The sequence below is a fragment of the Metaclostridioides mangenotii genome (assembly GCF_017873185.1).
GTDB lineage: Bacteria > Bacillota > Clostridia > Peptostreptococcales > Peptostreptococcaceae > Metaclostridioides > Metaclostridioides mangenotii.
In genome coordinates this window covers 61764-79926 of record NZ_JAGGJX010000004.1, presented here as the reverse complement: position 1 = coordinate 79926, position 18163 = coordinate 61764, and the positions used below count along the sequence as shown (strand labels likewise).

General features: G+C 32.6%; 14 protein-coding genes and 1 riboswitch. Of the genes, 12 read left to right on the top strand and 2 right to left on the bottom strand.

Annotation, left to right across the window (positions count from 1 at the left end; translation table 11 throughout):
* Positions 1 to 13: 13 nt before the first annotated feature.
* A riboswitch (Fluoride riboswitch) is annotated at positions 14 to 78 on the bottom strand.
* A gap of 313 nt (positions 79 to 391) precedes the next feature.
* From J2Z43_RS10150 to J2Z43_RS10135, 4 genes are all read left to right on the top strand, one after another.
* On the top strand, positions 392 to 1126 hold the full coding sequence (locus J2Z43_RS10150; RefSeq protein ID WP_209457096.1) for an ABC transporter ATP-binding protein: 735 nt from the start codon (positions 392 to 394) through the stop codon (positions 1124 to 1126).
* The gene (locus J2Z43_RS10145) at positions 1116 to 2144 is read left to right on the top strand and encodes an ABC transporter permease (RefSeq protein ID WP_209457095.1); all 1029 of its coding nucleotides are present in this window, start codon (positions 1116 to 1118) and stop codon (positions 2142 to 2144) included. The genes J2Z43_RS10150 and J2Z43_RS10145 overlap by 11 nt, the downstream gene beginning before the upstream one ends.
* A 12-nt stretch (positions 2145 to 2156) precedes the next feature.
* Positions 2157 to 2810, top strand: a complete 654-nt coding sequence (locus J2Z43_RS10140) for a TetR/AcrR family transcriptional regulator (protein WP_209457094.1) — start codon at positions 2157 to 2159, stop codon at positions 2808 to 2810.
* A 125-nt stretch (positions 2811 to 2935) separates the two neighbouring features.
* Positions 2936 to 3820, top strand: a complete 885-nt coding sequence (locus J2Z43_RS10135) for a hypothetical protein (RefSeq protein ID WP_209457093.1) — start codon at positions 2936 to 2938, stop codon at positions 3818 to 3820.
* Positions 3821 to 3934: 114 nt separating this feature from the next.
* Here J2Z43_RS10135 and wecB read toward each other — a convergent pair whose 3' ends face one another.
* Both wecB and J2Z43_RS10125 read right to left on the bottom strand, forming a co-directional pair.
* Positions 3935 to 5038, bottom strand: a complete 1104-nt coding sequence (wecB, locus tag J2Z43_RS10130; RefSeq protein ID WP_327786960.1) for a non-hydrolyzing UDP-N-acetylglucosamine 2-epimerase — start codon at positions 5036 to 5038, stop codon at positions 3935 to 3937.
* A gap of 27 nt (positions 5039 to 5065) precedes the next feature.
* Positions 5066 to 6988 carry a glycosyltransferase family 2 protein gene (locus J2Z43_RS10125; RefSeq protein ID WP_234926351.1) on the bottom strand — a complete coding sequence of 641 codons (1923 nt, stop codon included), beginning with the start codon at positions 6986 to 6988 and terminating at the stop codon, positions 5066 to 5068.
* 312 nt (positions 6989 to 7300) lie between these two features.
* On the opposite strand from J2Z43_RS10125, the gene purE reads away from it, so the two are divergent.
* From purE to J2Z43_RS10085, 8 genes are read left to right on the top strand one after another with little or no spacing between them, the layout of a single operon-like run.
* Positions 7301 to 7777: a 5-(carboxyamino)imidazole ribonucleotide mutase gene (gene purE, locus J2Z43_RS10120; RefSeq protein WP_209457091.1), complete on the top strand. Its 477-nt coding sequence runs from the start codon at positions 7301 to 7303 to the stop codon at positions 7775 to 7777.
* A 4-nt stretch (positions 7778 to 7781) separates the two neighbouring features.
* Entirely contained in the window at positions 7782 to 8477 is a 696-nt protein-coding gene (purC, locus tag J2Z43_RS10115) for a phosphoribosylaminoimidazolesuccinocarboxamide synthase (RefSeq protein WP_209457090.1), read from the top strand.
* Between the two features lie 11 nt (positions 8478 to 8488).
* Positions 8489 to 9844, top strand: a complete 1356-nt coding sequence (gene purF, locus J2Z43_RS10110) for an amidophosphoribosyltransferase (RefSeq protein WP_209457089.1) — start codon at positions 8489 to 8491, stop codon at positions 9842 to 9844.
* 5 nt (positions 9845 to 9849) lie between these two features.
* Complete coding sequence (purM, locus tag J2Z43_RS10105) at positions 9850 to 10926, top strand: phosphoribosylformylglycinamidine cyclo-ligase (RefSeq protein WP_209457088.1); 1077 nt, start codon at positions 9850 to 9852, stop codon at positions 10924 to 10926.
* Positions 10920 to 11513: a phosphoribosylglycinamide formyltransferase gene (gene purN, locus J2Z43_RS10100; RefSeq protein WP_209457087.1), complete on the top strand. Its 594-nt coding sequence runs from the start codon at positions 10920 to 10922 to the stop codon at positions 11511 to 11513. The genes purM and purN overlap by 7 nt, the downstream gene beginning before the upstream one ends.
* Complete coding sequence (gene purH, locus J2Z43_RS10095; RefSeq protein ID WP_209457086.1) at positions 11506 to 13041, top strand: bifunctional phosphoribosylaminoimidazolecarboxamide formyltransferase/IMP cyclohydrolase; 1536 nt, start codon at positions 11506 to 11508, stop codon at positions 13039 to 13041. The genes purN and purH overlap by 8 nt, the downstream gene beginning before the upstream one ends.
* Positions 13042 to 13051: 10 nt before the next feature.
* A complete protein-coding gene (purD, locus tag J2Z43_RS10090) occupies positions 13052 to 14302 on the top strand; it encodes a phosphoribosylamine--glycine ligase (protein WP_209457085.1) in 1251 nt (416 codons plus the stop codon).
* A gap of 23 nt (positions 14303 to 14325) precedes the next feature.
* On the top strand, positions 14326 to 18132 hold the full coding sequence (locus tag J2Z43_RS10085; protein WP_209457084.1) for a phosphoribosylformylglycinamidine synthase: 3807 nt from the start codon (positions 14326 to 14328) through the stop codon (positions 18130 to 18132).
* Positions 18133 to 18163: the final 31 nt, after the last annotated feature.

The following is an 18163-nucleotide window of genomic DNA, read 5'->3' as shown; positions in this document are numbered from 1 at the left end:
ATAAAGTCCCAATATTTAAGTAGGCGTCATCAATCATTTAATGATATTTAAAAGGCGAACGCCATCACCTATTAAATTATTATATTATAATATTATCATTTATTTTATCAAAATACAAATAGTAAGCAAAAAAATAGTTTATGCAGTCAATGAAGGCGGTTTAAAGTTTGTAATACCAAAAAATCCTTTATCAATAGGATATTATGGAAATTATATTAATATGTTTTAATTTATATTTATACTCTAATAATATTAAATATTATAGATAAAAACTTCCAATAACAAAATGAGTGATAACTCATTTTGTTATTGTGTTATAAATATATACATGGTAGAATAAAAATAAAATGAGTGAATACTCATTTAGAATGTATTATAAGGGGATGAAGATATGGAAAATGAAAACTGCATTCAAATTAAAGAGGTATCTAAACAATATAATAAGCAGAAAGTACTAAAAGATATCTCGTTCGAAGTGAAAAATGGAGAAATATTCGGATTGTTAGGTCCATCTGGAGCTGGAAAGACAACTCTAATTAGACTTATAATGGGGATGGAATCGGCTAATGATGGAGAAATATATATAATGGATAAAAAGGTTCCAAATGTAGAGATTATAGAAGATATAGGCTATACAGCACAGGCTGATGCGCTGTATACAGATTTGACAGCTGAGGAAAATATGAAGTTCTACTGTCAATTGTATAAAATTCCAAAAAAACAGTGGAAAGGGAGAATATATGAATCATTAAAGGTTGTCAATTTGAATGATGATGGCAAAAAAGTAGTGGCAAATTATTCTGGTGGAATGAAGAGAAGGCTATCTTTAGCAATAGCACTTTTACATAGACCGAAACTCCTTGTTTTAGATGAACCTACAGTCGGAATGGACCCACTCCTTAGACAGCAAATATGGGATGAATTGAGAAGCCTAAAGGAATCAGGAGTTACAATCCTAATGACAACACATGTTATGGATGAGGCTCAAAAATGCGATACACTTGCCATGATCAGAGGTGGTAGGTGTATATCTGTTGGATCTCCAAGAGAATTAATAAAGGAACAAGGATGTAGTACTTTAGAGGACGTATTCTTGAAGTTAGGGGGAGATGTATATGAGAATTAATGCAATTGTAACGAGGATTATAAGACAGTTCTTTAGAGATAAACGTACACTTGCCCTGTTGATATTTGCTCCAATACTTATACTGACTCTTATGAACTTTGTATTCACAGATAATGAAGCTGGTGTAAATATTGGCGTAGAAAATAAGCAGATAGCAGAGATACTTTCTTTTATGGAAAGTGATAAAAATATATATGTTATGACAAAAAGGGAAGCTGAAGAAAAATTTAAAGAAAAAGATCTAGATGCGTATATATCAAAAGAAAGTTCAAAGATAAATATTTTACTTAATGGATCAGATAGCTCTATTAGTTCGCAGGTGGTAAAAGATATTCAAAGCGCTATAAAGAAAAATGTACCTACTAATATGAACTCTTTAGAACTTAAAATTGATAGTTATTATGGATCGGATGATATGAATACACTTGATTACTTGGGGCCTTTACTTATAGGATTTTTTATATTCTTCTTTGTATTTTTAATCTCTGGAGTTAGTTTTTTACGAGAGCGTACAACAGGGACTCTAGAGAGATTATTGGCTACACCGATAAGAAGATACGAAGTAGTTTTAGGATATTTAATAGGATTTGGTGTATTCACTATTTTGCAATCAGCTATAATATCATCGTATAGCATATGGGTATTAGAAATATACAATGTAGGCAATATCGGTTTAATTTTAGTGATTAGTATAGTAATTGCACTATGTGCTCTTAGTTTTGGAATGTTCATATCGGCATTTGCCAATAATGAACTTCAAATAATTCAATTTATACCGATTGTAATAGTTCCACAGGCGTTTTTTGCTGGAATATTCCCTATAAGAGGTATGGAGGAGGCACTACAGATTTTATCGAAATGTATGCCATTAACATATGCTGGTGAAGCACTTAGAGATGTAATGACGTGTGGAGCTTCAATTTATGATGTGGCGCCAGATTTATTGGTGTTGCTTGGATTTACAGTGGTTTTTGGTGTATTGAATGTATTTGCACTTAAAAAACATAGAATATGGTAAAGAGGTAATTATATGAGCGATTGGATTGATTATATTATAAATGACAATAACAAGGATGGAAAACTGACAAAGAAACAGCAAAATATTTTGATTGCAGCAGTAGAACTAATTAGTGAAAAAGGATACGAAAAAGTATCTACTGCAGAAATTGCTCAAAGGGCTGGGGTAGCAGAGGGAAGTATTTTTAGACAGTACAGAACTAAAAAAGGTTTATTGGATGCGGTTGTATTTCCATCGTTTATTAGATTTATGGCACCTAAATTTTTCAAAGAGTTTTATGAAACTGTATTAAACAAAGAGTATATCACATTTGAAATGTTTATAAGAGCTGTTGTGGATGATAGATTTGAGTTTGCTAAAAAAGAGACACCTATTTTAAAAATACTTGTAAATGAGTTTATGTCACAAGAATATATAAGGGACGAAATCGAGTCTTTATTTTATGAGTACGGATATAATAAGATTGAAAATTTATATGATAAATTTAAAGAAAAAGGCGATATCATTGATATACCGACTATGACAGCTTTTCGTATAATCATCACAAATGTATTAGGATATTTTATACCGAGATTTATCTTATACCCGAATTTAGAATGGGATGATAAAACTGAAAAAGATATGGTAGTTAAAACTATTATTAGCGCATTGAGTCCTGCAGATTAAGATGAAAATACGCATTATTATACTATTTTTAAGAAATATTGTTTTATAGTGTCAAAAATTTGTTTATTTAATATATTTATATTAGGGTATAAAACTTATTCTAAAAAAATATAGGAGTGAAATAAATGGATAATGCTAAAACTTTAAATAACTATAAATCAGATTTAGAAGCCTGTACTGCAGATTTAAGAAAATTAATTGATATAATACCTCAACAAAAATTAGAATCTTTAAAGGTGGAAAGTGATCTATATCAAATAACACCTTGTTATATATGGGATATAATTCAGTATATTTTAGTAGGGGGTAGTCTGCATACAGCAGCACTTGTAAAAGAAGTAGATGAAATTTTTGTTTACAGTTCTGATAGGGGAATATTGGGATTCCTTTCTAGAATATTAGAGGAATTAATAGAAAGTGGTTTAATAGAAAACTGTTCTCTCAAAGAAGAATTAGAGAGAGCTTTAAAACTTAACAGTTGCTTAGCTGATGCAATAAGACAAGTAAACTGTGACGATAAACATGAATCTTTAGTAGGAGAATTATTCTGTGTACTACTACAACTAATACTTCTAATTTTGTCTATTATAGCTAAAATAATCATCCTGATTATATTCTGTAATAGAAGTTGTTGTAACCTTAGTGGAGTATCTTCATCATTCTGTAAGTGTTTAACATGTGATTTATCTAAAGAGTTAGATCAAGTTGAGAAATTAATAGATGAACTTAGAGAAATAGCAATTGAATTTATAGTTCGCACTGGCGATAAGTGTAAATTTGATAAAAAACACGACGATAAATGCGACAGACATGAAAAATGGGACTGCCACGATGAATGTGACTGCGATGAATGTGATCGACATAAAGAGCGCGATCATCATAAACCATTATATGGCTATGAAAGCAATTCTTACAATGGTTTCTCTGATTCACAGAAAAGCGATAAAGAAAATAAGATGAAATATAGCGATAATAATTATTATAATAAATATCATAATTATTATAAATAAACCTAGATAAAGATAATATTATTATAGGTTTAGAGGAGATAAATAGAAGTATAAAAGTATTAAATTAAAGAGGATATATCAATTTTGAATTGATATATCCTCTTTAATTCGTGTTTAGAATAATTCTAAAATATGCTGTACTATATATTTACTAGCTTTTCCATCGCCATAAGGATTTGAAGCCTTTGCCATTTTATTGTAGACATCTTTATCAGTTAACAGTTGTTTGGTAAGAGAATATATTGTATCTTCGTCAATACCAGCTAACCTTAATGTACCAGCAGCTACCCCTTCAGGTCTTTCAGTAGTATCCCTTAGTACTAATACTGGTTTTCCTAGAGAAGGTGCTTCTTCTTGTATCCCACCGCTATCTGTCATGATTATATAAGACTTACTCATAAAGTTGTGGAAATCTAATACTTCCAGTGGCTCTATTAAATGTATCTTATTGTCATCTCCAAATACCTCCTGTGCAGTTTTTCTAACTTCAGGATTTAAATGAATTGGATAAACTACTTGGACATCTTCGAATTCATCTGCAATTCTCTTTATAGCTCTAAACATGCTATACATATTTTTACCAAGATTCTCACGTCTATGAGCAGTCAATAAAATCATTCTGTCATCTTTTAATTTATCTAATACTTCATGATGGTAGTCGTCGTTTACAGTAGTATTAAGTGCATCAATAGCTGTATTTCCTGTAACAAATATTTTATTGATATCTTTTCCCTCTTTTAATAAATTTTCTTTAGCGTGCTCTGTTGGAGCAAAATGAATATCTGCTAAAATGCCTGTTAGTTGTCTGTTTACCTCTTCAGGGAAAGGGGAGTATTTATCATATGTTCTGAGTCCTGCTTCAACATGGCCAATCATTGCCTTATTGTAGAAGGCAGATAGTCCGCCTACAAAAGTAGTAGTTGTATCTCCATGTACCAAAACTATGTCTGGATTAACTTCTTTCATTACGCTATCTAAGCTCGATAAAGCTTTTGATGTTATATCAGTTAATGTCTGACCATCTTTCATTATGTTTAAATCATAATCAGGAGTTATATCAAAAGTTTTTAAAACTTGATCTAACATCTGTCTATGTTGGGCTGTAACGCATACTATACTTTGGATACTGTCGCAAAGCTGAAGCTCTTTAGTTAAAGGAGCCATTTTTATAGCTTCAGGTCTAGTTCCAAATATAGTTAAAACTTTTATTTTCACTATTTTCACCATCCTAAATTTACTAAAATACTAACTGTTTTCATCCCATTTAGTCAAGTTTATATTTTCATCGAGGATAGAAGCATATTGATCTAATGATCCAAATTCACCATTTGGATCTAGCTTTAAGTATCTATTATACTTTTCAATGCGGTCTTCTTCACATGACCAACCATAATGCTTTAATCTCATGTTAGAAAGGCAGTATTGAAGTTCTCCGACATTGTAGGGCATTCTTCCGCAGTGTTGAGCTGATTCATTGAATTTGTAATCGAAATTCCTTTGATATCTTATCATAAAAATTCTATAAGAATTATGCGCACGCCATAGATTATCATCCCTGTAATGATCTTCATTCCAAAAGTCGTAAAGTCTAAACATATAACTGTCTATATCGTAGTTAATCATTAATTCCTTGACATTGTCTTTGAATTTATCTTCGAATATTTCATCTGCATCTAAGAATAGTATCCAATCGGGATCTGTACTTATAGTTTCTCTCCACTGCTGTTTTCTCAAGTCAATTTCATTGCTGAATTTTGATTCTTTGTTTAAAATTAATGTAAGAGGTATATCTTTTAGGGTCTCTTTACATATTTCAACAGTATTGTCTGTGCTGGCATCATCTATTATTACAGCACTGTCGATATATTCCCTAGCAGATTCAAGCACTTTTTTTAGATATCTACCTTCTTCGTTTTTTACGATCATAGATAAAGTAAGTGTAGGTTTATCTCTAAAATATCTAACAATAGGTGCGTTCTCTAGAGTTATTTCATTTCCAATAATAAATTCATCGATCAGATACTTACCATCATTTTGTTTTGTTAACCTGCACTTTGCAGAGTATTTATTGTAATAGCTTTTAAAGTTTTTAAATCCATCTACAGTCAATTCTAGATCACAGTCAATTTTTGTATCGTTTATATCAAAGTCATCAAAGTCGCACTTAGTTATGCAAGCTCTATTAATTATTTTATTAGACTCTACATTGTCTTTTTTACTGTTAATCAAAAGCAATTGTTTTTTTCCCTCATCTAAAGTAAAGTATTCTAAAAAGTCATTAGAAAATTCAGTTTGATATGAGTATGTTTCTAATGCGTTAATTCCCTTTGTTATACTATTTAACACTTTGGATTTTATTTGATCTTTACTTTTAGCTATTGTATTAGTCTTGTAATTCTCTACACCCTCAAGGTCCGTATATCTGTAGATATGGTAAGCAGGAAGATGGGTATCTACATAAAGCTCAAGTCCTAGAGCAGCAGCTCTTATACAGAAATGTCTATCCTCTCCCCAAAATGAGAGATTGTATATTTTGCTGAAACTTACACCGGATAAGAGCGCTTTTTTGCTTATTAAAGTACATGCTCCAAGTCCACCAACTTTATAAACTCCAGGTATTCTCATCTTATTAATAAACTCCATAGTTTGTTGTGCTTGATCTATTGGAATACTATCATCGTGCATATCATATGAATCCTTTAACCAAACTTGTGGCATTTCAATTGTGTTAGGCTCCCACTTAGTCCAAAATACATTAGATATTATATCCTTGTTATCTCCTACAAGTTGATTCAATGTTCCAGGATTTACTATTAAATCAGAGTCGATGAAAAAAAGGTAGTCAAAATTATTTTCAATTGAATATCTAATAATTTCATTTTTGAAATTTGCTACCTTATCAACAAGATTAGGACTCCACATGTGAGTATGTTCATTTTTAACATAATTATCTTGAAAATCTGAAGCAATAAGAGTTACATTTTTTTCACTTTCTTTAAAATCTTTAAGATAATCCGAAGAAATTTCTTCAATATTATCATCTATAAAGTAATAGCTAATATCAAAATTGCTCTTATCTAATTCTTTTAGCGACATCAGAAACTCTTTTAAAATATCTGGTGTTTGGTGTATGGGGCTTCCTATCAAAACTTTTTTTAAGTCTGACAATTATATTCCCTCCTCTTAAATATCGATAATATTTATATACTATTATTAAATGATTGAACAGTCCGCTCTATACATATTTATGTAATTTGGGCTAAATAGTTTATAGAATTGAACTATAATTAAATAAATAGTAAAATATAGTGTATTTAATTAAAAAACACGAACATTTATAATGGGGTATAAAATAATATTTCTAGAAAAATTCAAAAAAACCTTGAAAAAAGCTGTATATTATTATAAAATTTAAGTATATAATTCGTGTTAATTCAAAATGATTATAAATCTTAATATAAATAAGGAAGGTGAAGTTAAGTGAAAGTAGCAGTAGTAATGGGATCTAAATCTGATTACCCAAAATTAGAAGAGGGAATAAAGCTTTTAGAAAGATTCGGTATTGAGGTAGTGGTTAGAGCGTTGTCAGCTCACAGAACTCCTACTCAGTTAACTGAGTTTATAACGGAAATAGAAGATGAAGTAGATGTAATAATTGCAGCTGCTGGAAAAGCAGCACACTTGCCAGGCGTTATAGCTGCTCAGACTTTAATACCTGTTATAGGTTTACCAATAAAATCATCTACTATGGATGGATTAGATTCATTATTATCAATAGTACAGATGCCAAAAGGTATACCAGTGGCAACTGTAACTATAGACTTAGGACTTAACGCAGCACTTTTAGCAATTCAAATCATGACACTTAAATATCCTAAACTTAAAGAAGATTTAAAAGAATACAGAAACGAGATGGCTCAAAAAGTATTAGAAGATGATCAAAATCTAAGGGGGTAATGAAATGTTATTATATGAAGGAAAAGCGAAGCAAGTTTATGAAACAGATAATAAAAATGAGTATGTAGTTTACTATAAGGATGATGCAACAGCATTTAACGGAGAAAAGAAAGCTGAAATAGATTCAAAAGGTATTTTAAACAACAAGATATCTACTATAATTTTTGAAATGTTAAATGAAAACGGTATAAAAACACATTTTATAAAAAGTTTGTCAGAGAGGGAGATGTTGGTTAAGAAAGTAGAAATATTGCCACTTGAGGTGATCATAAGAAATATAACAGCAGGTTCATTTTGTAAGAGAGTAGGTATGGAAGAAGGTATTGTTCTCGATGAGCCTATATTTGAGTTGAGCTATAAAAATGACGATTACAACGATCCGATGATAAATGAAGACCATGCAGTAGCAATGAAACTTGCAAATAGAGATGAACTTAAATACTTAAAAGAAGAGACTTTAAAGATAAATAAATTATTAAAAGACTTCTTCCTAAAATTAAATTTAAAACTAGTAGATTTTAAAATAGAATTTGGTAAAGACGCGGACGGAAATATAATATTGGCAGATGAAATATCTCCAGATACATGCAGACTCTGGGATGTAGACACCAATGAAAAGCTTGATAAAGATAGATTCAGAAGAAATCTTGGCGGACTTATAGAGAGCTACACAGAAGTCCTTTCAAGAATGAATAAATAGGAGGGGTTTTTATGTGTGGGATCATAGGTATTTACTCCGATAAAAACGTATCAAAAGAACTGTACTACGGTCTTTTTTCTATACAACATAGGGGACAAGAAAGTTGTGGTATGGCTGTTATGGGCGACGAAAAAATTAAATATAAAAAAGACATGGGGTTAGTAGGTGAAGTATTCAAGGAGGAAGAAATCGAAAACCTTAATGGAAATATAGGAATTGGACATGTTAGATATTCAACAGCAGGTGGTAGTCATATTTCTAATTGCCAACCATTTGTTGGAACTTGCAGAAAAAGAAATTTAGCTATTTCACATAATGGTAATTTAGTTAATGCAAATTACCTAAAAGATATGCTTGAAGAAGATGGATATATGTTTCAAACTGATTCTGATACAGAGGTTATTTTGTATATACTAGCTAGATATTACAAAGGAGATATAGTAGAAAGTTTAAAACTTACTATGGACTACATTAAAGGCGCATATGCACTTGTAATACTTAGCGATGATGAATTAGTTGCAGTAAGAGATCCGAATGGATTTAGACCACTTATAATGGGTAAAAAGGGTGATGAATATATATTTGCATCTGAAAACTGCGCTATAGATATACTTGGTGGAGAAGTAATTAGAGACGTAGAGCCTGGTGAAATAATAGTAGTTAAAGATGGAAAAATGAATTCTTACCATTACTCAGAAAATTTAAAGTCAGTTAAGAGAAGCTGTATATTTGAACATATTTACTTTGCAAGAAATGATGCAACTATTGATAATGTCAACGCTTATGATTTCAGAGTAAAATGTGGAGAAAGGCTTGCGCAAAATGACGATATTAATGCAGATATAGTGGTTCCAGTACCTGATTCTGGTTGGCCAGGAGCACTCGGTTATGCAAATGCCAGTGGAATCAGAGTAAGTGAAGCTCTAGTAAAAAATAGATATGTGGGCAGAACTTTTATAAAGCCTACACAAGAAGAGAGAGAAATAGCAGTAAAGATAAAATTAAATCCTTTAAAGAGAATGATTGAAGGTAAATCTATAGTTTTGGTAGATGACTCTATAGTTAGAGGGACTACATCAAAACGTCTAGTAAAATCACTGAGAGAAGCAGGGGCCAAAGAGATACATCTAAGAGTGACATCACCACCTGTTGAGTACTCGTGTTTTTATGGGATTGATACACCAAATAGATCGAACCTGATAGCATCAAATCATACTGTTGAGGAGATGAGAGAACATATAGGTTGTGACACGCTTAAATTTTTAGATATAGAGGGAATGTTGGAAGCTACAGACAGTGAAACAACTTTCTGTATGGCTTGTTTTGATGGAGATTATGCAGTTAAAATAATTGATAAGGAGGACTAGGTTATATGTTGACATATAAGCAGTCTGGAGTAGATATAGATGAAGGAAACAGAGCAGTAGATCTTATTAAAGAGAAGATAAAAGGTACTTATGACAACAACGTAATAGGAGATTTGGGTAACTTTAGTGGGTTGTATAGTCTAAAAGATTTTATATCTATGGAAGAGCCAGTTTTACTTGCATCAACTGATGGGGTTGGAACAAAGCTGAAAATCGCTCAAATGATGGAAAAACATGATACTGTAGGTATAGACTTAGTTGCAATGTGTGTAAATGATTTAATATGTCAAGGTGCTAAACCACTGTTCTTCTTAGATTATATAGCTCTTGGAAAATTAGTTCCGGAGCACATAGAAAAAATTGTGGGCGGAATTGCAGATGGTTGTAAGATGTCAGGTTGTGCATTAATCGGGGGAGAAACAGCAGAGATGCCAGGAATGTACGGTCAAGACGACTACGATCTCGCAGGATTTTCAATAGGTATAGCAGATAAAGAAAAGATAGTATCTGGTAAAGATGTAAAATCAGGAGATGTGCTAGTAGGGATTTCATCTAGTGGAGTACACAGTAACGGATTTTCGTTTATAAGAAAGATATTCTTAGATACTTACAACTATAAAATGGATCAATACGTTGAAGAATTAGGAATGACAGTCGGAGAAGCTCTTTTAACTCCAACAAAGATATATGTTAAATTAGCTTTAGATATTCTTGAAAAACACAATATAAAGGCAGTAGCACATATAACTGGCGGCGGACTTATAGAAAATATAACTAGAGTAATACCAAGAGGCCTAGGGTTAGACATAAATAAAAAATCTTGGGATAAACCAGCGATATTTAAGATGATTGAAGGATTTGATGCAGTAGATGAAAGAGAGCTTCACAAGAGCTTTAATATGGGAATAGGTTTGGTATTAATTGTAAATAAAGAAGAAGCTGAAGGTGTAGTAGACTTTATAAATTCAAGAGAAAACGACAATATGGCCTTTGTAGATAGTAAGTACAAAGAGTTGTTTAAAGACAATGCTTATGCAATCGGAGAAGTTGTAGATAGCCACCAAGGTGTTGAATTATGCTAAATATAGGCGTTTTGATATCAGGTGGGGGTACAAACCTACAATCAATTATCGATGGAACTGATTCAGGAGAAATTGAAGGAATAGTAAAGGTTGTAATTTCAAATAAAGAAGATGCTTATGGATTAGAAAGAGCTAGAAATAACAATATAGAAGCAATATACGAATCTAATGAAGACAATATAATTGAAATATTAAAAGATAGAGATATAGATGTAGTAGTTTTGGCAGGTTATTTAAAAATAATAAGTCCAAAATTTATAAATGAGTACAGAAACAAAATGATAAATATTCACCCTTCATTGATCCCTGCATTTTGTGGGAAGGGGTTTTATGGAAAAAAAGTGCACCAAGGTGTAATTGACTATGGTGTTAAATTTACTGGTGCGACGGTTCATTTTGTAGATGAAGGAACTGACACAGGCCCGATAATTATGCAGGATATAGTCGCGGTTAAAGTAGATGATGATGCAAAAACTCTCGCAAAGAGAGTTCTGAAAGTTGAGCATAGAATACTTAAAGAAAGTCTTAGCCTTTTCTGTGAAAACAAATTAAAAGTTGAAGGTAGGAGAGTGTTAATAAATGAGTAAAAAAAGAGCTTTGATAAGCGTTACAGATAAAACAGGTGTAGTAGATTTTGCAAAAGAACTCAGCAGTTTAGGATATCAAATAGTTTCAACAGGAAATACATTCAGAGTATTAAAAGAGCAAGTTGAAAATGTAATTCAGATAGACGATGTTACAAAGTTTCCAGAGATACTAGACGGAAGAGTAAAAACACTAAATCCTATGATTCACGGTGGTATTTTATACAAAAGAGACAACAAAGACCATGTTGACACCATTAGAGAGCACAACATTGAACCAATTGACATAGTAGTCGTAAATTTATATGATTTTGAAGGAACATTAAAAGCAGGTAAAAACCACGATGAAATAATTGAAAACATAGATATTGGTGGACCTTCGATGATAAGATCAGCAGCTAAAAATTATAAAGATGTTGCAGTTGTAGTGGATATAAACGATTACGGATATATAATAGATAAACTTAAAAAAGATGATTTAACGGTAGCGGATAGAAAGAATTTAGCGTACAAAGCTTTTTCAACTACTGGTAGATACGATAGCTTAATATCTAATTACTTCGCTGAAGAAGTTGGAGATAAGTATCCCAATATACTGAATATGAGTTTCCAAAGAGAGCACAAGCTTAGATACGGCGAAAATCCACATCAAAACGGTTTATTGTATTCAGATTCAAGTGCTAAAAACCCTATACTTAATTACGAGCAGCTAAATGGTAAAGAGATTTCTTATAATAACTTAAATGATCTTCACGGTTGTTTAGAAGTTATGAGGGAATTTAAAGATAGCGATGAGATTGTTGCAGTTGCAATAAAGCATGCAAATTCATGCGGTGTTGGATTAGGTAAAAATCCTTTTGAAGCTTACACAAAATGTTATGAAGCAGATCCAGTATCAATATTCGGTGGAATAGTTGGTATAACTTCAACGGTAGATAAAGCAACAGCAGAAAAACTACATGAAATATTCTTAGAGATAGTAGTAGCATATGACTACGAGTCAGAAGCACTAGAAATACTTAATCAAAAGAAAAACTTGAGAGTATTAAAGATTGACAAAATTGAAGACAGCTTACAGCCATTTGAAATGAAGTATTTAGATGGTAAATTATTAGTTCAAGATAAAAACGATGTTTTATTTGAAAAAATGGAAGTAGTAACAGAGGTGAAACCAAGCGATAGAGAGCTAAAAGATATGGAGTTCGCAATGAAAATTGCTAAGAACCTGAAATCTAATGCAATAGCAGTAGTAAAAGATGGACAGACTTTAGCGCTTGGATGCGGTCAAACTTCTAGAATTTGGGCACTTAAAAATGCGTTAGAAAACAATAATGAAAAAGACTTTACAGGGGCAGTATTAGCCTCAGATGCTTACTTCCCATTTGATGATTGTGTTGCGTTGGCACATGAATACGGAATAACTTCAGTAGTGCAACCAGGTGGATCAATCAGAGACAAAGACTCAATAGAGGCCTGTGATAAATATAAGATGTCTATGGTATTTACGGGAATAAGACACTTTAAACACTAGGAGAGATATTATGAATATATTAGTTATAGGTGGCGGAGGTAGAGAGCACGCAATATGCTGGAAACTTAGAGGCGAAGATGGTGTCCAAAATATATACTGTGCTCCAGGTAATGCAGGTATTAGTGGAGTTGCAGAGTGTGTTGATATAAGTGACAGCGATATTGAGGGTTTGATTGATTTCGCAAAGAAAATAAATATTGACATTACTATAGTTGGACCAGAAGTACCTTTAGTTATGGGAATTGTTGATAAATTTGAAGAAGAAGGACTCAAAGTATTTGGACCTAATAAAGGGTGCTCTAGATTAGAGGGAAGTAAAGCTTTTTCTAAAGAATTTATGGTAAGACACGGTATACCGACAGCGAAATATAAAGAGTATACAAATATAAATAGTGCAATTGCCGAGATAGATGACTTTGGATACCCAGTTGTTATTAAAGCAGACGGACTAGCTGCTGGAAAAGGCGTAATAATCTGTGAAAATAGAGAATTTGCGATAGAAAGCTTAAAAAGCATAATGGAATCTAAACAATTTGGAGCTGCTGGAGAAAAAATAGTAGTGGAAGAATTTCTGGCGGGAATAGAAACATCTATACTTGCTTTTGTAGATAACAATACTATAGTTCCTATGGTGAGTGCAAAAGATCATAAAAAGATCTACGACCATGAAAAAGGACCTAATACAGGGGGTATGGGAACTTTTTCTCCAAGCGAGATTTATACAGATGAACTGTCTGAAAAAATTAGAGTTGATGTTCTAGAGAAAACTTTAAATGGATTTAAAGAAGACGGTCTAAAGTTTAGAGGAATTCTATTTGTAGGCCTTATGATAACAGAAGAAGGTGAAAAAGTACTTGAGTACAATGTTAGATTTGGAGATCCAGAAACTCAGTCAGTACTTTTTAGACTTGAAACAGACCTTAACAAGATAATAAGTGCAATTTTAGAAGATAAATTAGACAGTATAGAGATAAAGTATAGCAATAGCCAAGCTGTATGTGTAATGTTGACATCAGGAGGTTATCCTGGTAACTACGAAAAAGGTAAAAAAATTACTGGACTTGATAAATTGGATAAAGATATAGTGGTATTCCATAGTGGAACTAAGTTTGATTCAGGACAATTAGTTACAAATGGTGGACGTGTACTAGGTGTAACAGCAAAAGGCTCTACAGTTAAAGAAGCAGCAGAGAAAGTATACCAAAACATCAAAGGAATTGATTTTGAGGGAATGCACTATAGAACAGATATAGGAATATAATTTTCAAACATGGAGGATGTATTATGCCAAATACTGTTGATGTAGATTTAAGCGTTAGGAGAGTTCTAGTAGAAAAGAGAGATGGATTCAATCTTGAAGCCAAAGCTCTAAAAAAAGATTTAGTTGAAAATCTGCATTTAAGTAGCATAGAAAATGTAAGGATTTTAAATAGATACGATATAGAAGGTATTTCTTTAGATATATATAATGACGCAATAAAGACGATATTTTCAGAGCCAAATCTAGACGAAGTGTACAATGAAGAGTTACCGAGTACTTATGGTGAGAGAGTATTTGCCATAGAGTTCTTACCTGGTCAGTACGACCAACGAGGTGACTGGGCGGCTCAGTGTGTTGAGATTTTAAATAACGGAATCAGACCTGAAATAAATACTGCAAAAGTATATATTTTAGGTGGAAATATAGACGATGAAGATTTTGCTAAAATTAAAGACTACTGTATAAATCCAGTTGACAGTAGGGAAGCAAGTTTGGAAAAACCTGAAACTTTAAAAGTTGAATACGAGGTGCCTTCTCCAGTAGAAGTGCTTGATAATTTCAACGATTTCTCACAAAATGAATTAAAAGAGTTTTTAGATAACTTTGGGCTGGCAATGACTATTGACGATTTAAAACATATCCAAAATTATTTTAAAGAGACAGAACGCAGAAATCCTACTGTTACAGAGATAAAAGTATTAGACACTTATTGGTCTGATCACTGTAGGCACACAACTTTTATGACCGAAATAAAGAATGTAGAGATAGAGTCAGGAAAGTACACTGATGTAATAAAAGATACATACAACATGTATCTTGAATCTAGAAAGAATGTTTATGTAGATAGAAATAAAGATATGTGTTTAATGGATATTGCCACAATCGCAATGAAAGAGCTTAGGAAAGAAGGAAAACTTGACGATTTAGACGTGAGTGAAGAAATAAATGCTTGTAGTATAAATGTTGATGTTGAAATAGATGGAAAAATAGAAAAATACTTAGTAATGTTTAAAAACGAGACTCACAACCACCCGACTGAAATAGAGCCATTTGGTGGAGCAGCTACTTGTTTAGGCGGGGCAATAAGAGATCCACTTTCAGGGAGAAGTTATGTTTATCAAGCTATGCGTGTTACAGGAAGCGGCGATCCTAGAAAGTCTTTAAATGAGACTTTGCCAGGTAAGCTTATGCAAAAGAGAATAACTACAGAGGCTGCAAATGGTTACAGTTCATATGGAAATCAAATAGGTCTTACAACTGGACAAGTTTCAGAAGTTTACGATGAAGATTTCGTAGCTAAGAGAATGGAAATAGGTGCAGTTATAGCTGCGGCTCCAAAAGAAAATGTGGTCAGAGAAAGACCCGAGTCGGGAGATATAATAGTCTTACTTGGTGGAAAAACAGGTAGAGATGGCTGTGGAGGAGCAACTGGATCTTCAAAAGAGCATAGTGAAGAGTCTATATTTACTTGCAGTGCTGAAGTTCAAAAAGGTGATGCCCCTAACGAGAGAAAGATACAGAGATTTTTCAGAAATAAAGAAGCTGCGCAAATGATAAAAAGATGTAATGATTTTGGAGCAGGTGGAGTATGTGTAGCTATAGGCGAGATAGCAGACAGTCTAGATATAAACCTTGATCTAATTCCTAAAAAATACGATGGATTAGACGGTACTGAGCTCGCAATATCTGAGTCACAAGAGCGTATGGCGGTTGCAATTGACAAGAAGAATAAAGATAGATTTATAGAATTGGCTTCTGCAGAAAACTTAGAAGCTACTCATGTTGCTTCAGTTACGAATACTGGATATATGAGACTATTTTGGAACGGTCAAACTATAGTTGACATAAGCAGAGCATTTCTAGATACAAATGGTGTAAAGCAAACTACAGATGTACACGTTACTAAGGTTGATGAAGAAAAAAAATTCTTTGGAAAAAATGAGATACTAGATAAAATAGATAGCAGCAGTATGAAAGAAAGGTTTGAGAAAGTAATGTCTGACTTAAATGTTTGCTCTCAAAAAGGTCTTATAGATAAGTTTGACAGCACAATAGGAGCTGGAACTGTACTTATGCCTTTTGGTGGTAAATATCAAAGCACACCTTCTCAAGCTATGGTAGCGAAGATACCAGTGTTAGGTGGAGAGACGAATACATCTACAATAATGACTTATGGATATAATCCTAGAATAGGGAAATGGAGTCCATTCCATGGCGCGCTTTACTCAGTTGTAGATTCTATAGCTAAGTTGGTAGCTGTAGGTGGAAACTACTCAACAGCTAGACTAACATTCCAAGAGTACTTTGAAAAGTTAGGAAACGATCCTAAAAAATGGGGTAAACCATTTTCAGCATTATTAGGTGCTTACTATGCACAAAATAAACTTGAGATACCTGCAATAGGTGGAAAAGACAGTATGTCTGGTACATTCAAAGATATAGATGTCCCTCCTACATTAGTGTCATTTGCTGTTGATACTGTAGATGCTTCAAAAGTAGTTTCTTCAGACTTTAAGAAAAATAATTCACAAGTTATTATGTTATACACAGAAAAAGGCGAAGATGATGTATTGGATTTTGAAGAATTTAAATCGAATTTAGATAAAGTTAGATCTCTTATACACAATGGCGATGTGTTATCAACATATGCAGTAGGATTTGCAGGAATAGGTGAAGCTATAAGTAAAATGTCATTTGGCAATAAAATAGGATTTAAATTCTCTAAAGAAGCGGAAGAAAAGTTTGGAGAAGATAAAATGTTTGAGCCGTTCTACGGAAGTATAATATTAGAGCTTGGTGAGAATGTTATAAGTAATTTAGAGGCTCACAACTATATTGTACTAGGCAAAACTACAGAAGATGAAATAATATCTATATGTGGCGAGAATATAAATCTAGATGAATTGTATAAAAGTTATGCGAATACACTTGAGAGTATATTCCCTACAAAATCATCGGATATCAAATCTAAGATAGAGACTATAAGCTATAAGTCAACAGGTGAGGTTAAAAAATCACTACTTAGAACAGTGTCACCTAAAGTATTTATACCAGCTTTCCCAGGAACAAATTGCGAATATGATATAGCAAGAGCTTTTGAAAAAGCAGGAGCTAAGACTAGTATAGAAATATTTAAAAATCTCAACCAAAATGATATAGAAAGCTCGATATATACAATGGTAGACGAGATAAAATCATCGCAAATAATTATGCTTCCAGGAGGATTTAGTGCTGGAGATGAGCCAGACGGTTCTGGTAAGTTTATAGCTACAGTATTTAGAAATCCAAGAGTAATGGAAGCTATAAATCAGTTTTTGACAAAACAAGATGGTTTAATTCTTGGAATCTGTAACGGTTTTCAGGTGCTTATAAAATTAGGTTTGGTTCCTTATGGTGAGATAAGAACAATAGATGAGAAATCACCTACGCTTACTTACAATCAAATTGGACACCACCAGTCAAAAATTGTTAGAACTAGAATATCATCAAATAATTCCCCTTGGTTAACTCAGACAGAAGTTGGCGACATTCACAGTATTCCAATATCACACGGCGAAGGTAGATTTGTTGCAGACGAAGAGATGATAGATAGACTAATCGAAAATGGACAAGTTGCAACTCAGTATGTAGATTTTAACAACGAAGCCACTTACGATGTAGAATTTAATCCAAATGGTTCATTCTATGCGGTAGAAGGTATAACTAGTTTAGACGGAAGAGTATTTGGTAAGATGGGACACTCTGAAAGATTAGGAAATAATGTTATTAAGAATATCTATGGAGAAAAAGATCAAAAGATATTTGAATCCGGCGTAAACTACTTTAAATAAATTAATAAAGTACTGTGAAAGACTTGTAAAT

Coding starts and splice junctions, on each gene's coding strand:
- J2Z43_RS10150 (WP_209457096.1), top strand. CDS start 392: ATGGAAAATGAAAACTGCATTCAAATTAAAGAGGTATCTAAACAATAT.
- J2Z43_RS10145 (WP_209457095.1), top strand. CDS start 1,116: ATGAGAATTAATGCAATTGTAACGAGGATTATAAGACAGTTCTTTAGA.
- J2Z43_RS10140 (WP_209457094.1), top strand. CDS start 2,157: ATGAGCGATTGGATTGATTATATTATAAATGACAATAACAAGGATGGA.
- J2Z43_RS10135 (WP_209457093.1), top strand. CDS start 2,936: ATGGATAATGCTAAAACTTTAAATAACTATAAATCAGATTTAGAAGCC.
- purC (WP_209457090.1), top strand. CDS start 7,782: ATGTTATTATATGAAGGAAAAGCGAAGCAAGTTTATGAAACAGATAAT.
- purF (WP_209457089.1), top strand. CDS start 8,489: ATGTGTGGGATCATAGGTATTTACTCCGATAAAAACGTATCAAAAGAA.
- purM (WP_209457088.1), top strand. CDS start 9,850: ATGTTGACATATAAGCAGTCTGGAGTAGATATAGATGAAGGAAACAGA.
- purN (WP_209457087.1), top strand. CDS start 10,920: ATGCTAAATATAGGCGTTTTGATATCAGGTGGGGGTACAAACCTACAA.
- purH (WP_209457086.1), top strand. CDS start 11,506: ATGAGTAAAAAAAGAGCTTTGATAAGCGTTACAGATAAAACAGGTGTA.
- purD (WP_209457085.1), top strand. CDS start 13,052: ATGAATATATTAGTTATAGGTGGCGGAGGTAGAGAGCACGCAATATGC.
- J2Z43_RS10085 (WP_209457084.1), top strand. CDS start 14,326: ATGCCAAATACTGTTGATGTAGATTTAAGCGTTAGGAGAGTTCTAGTA.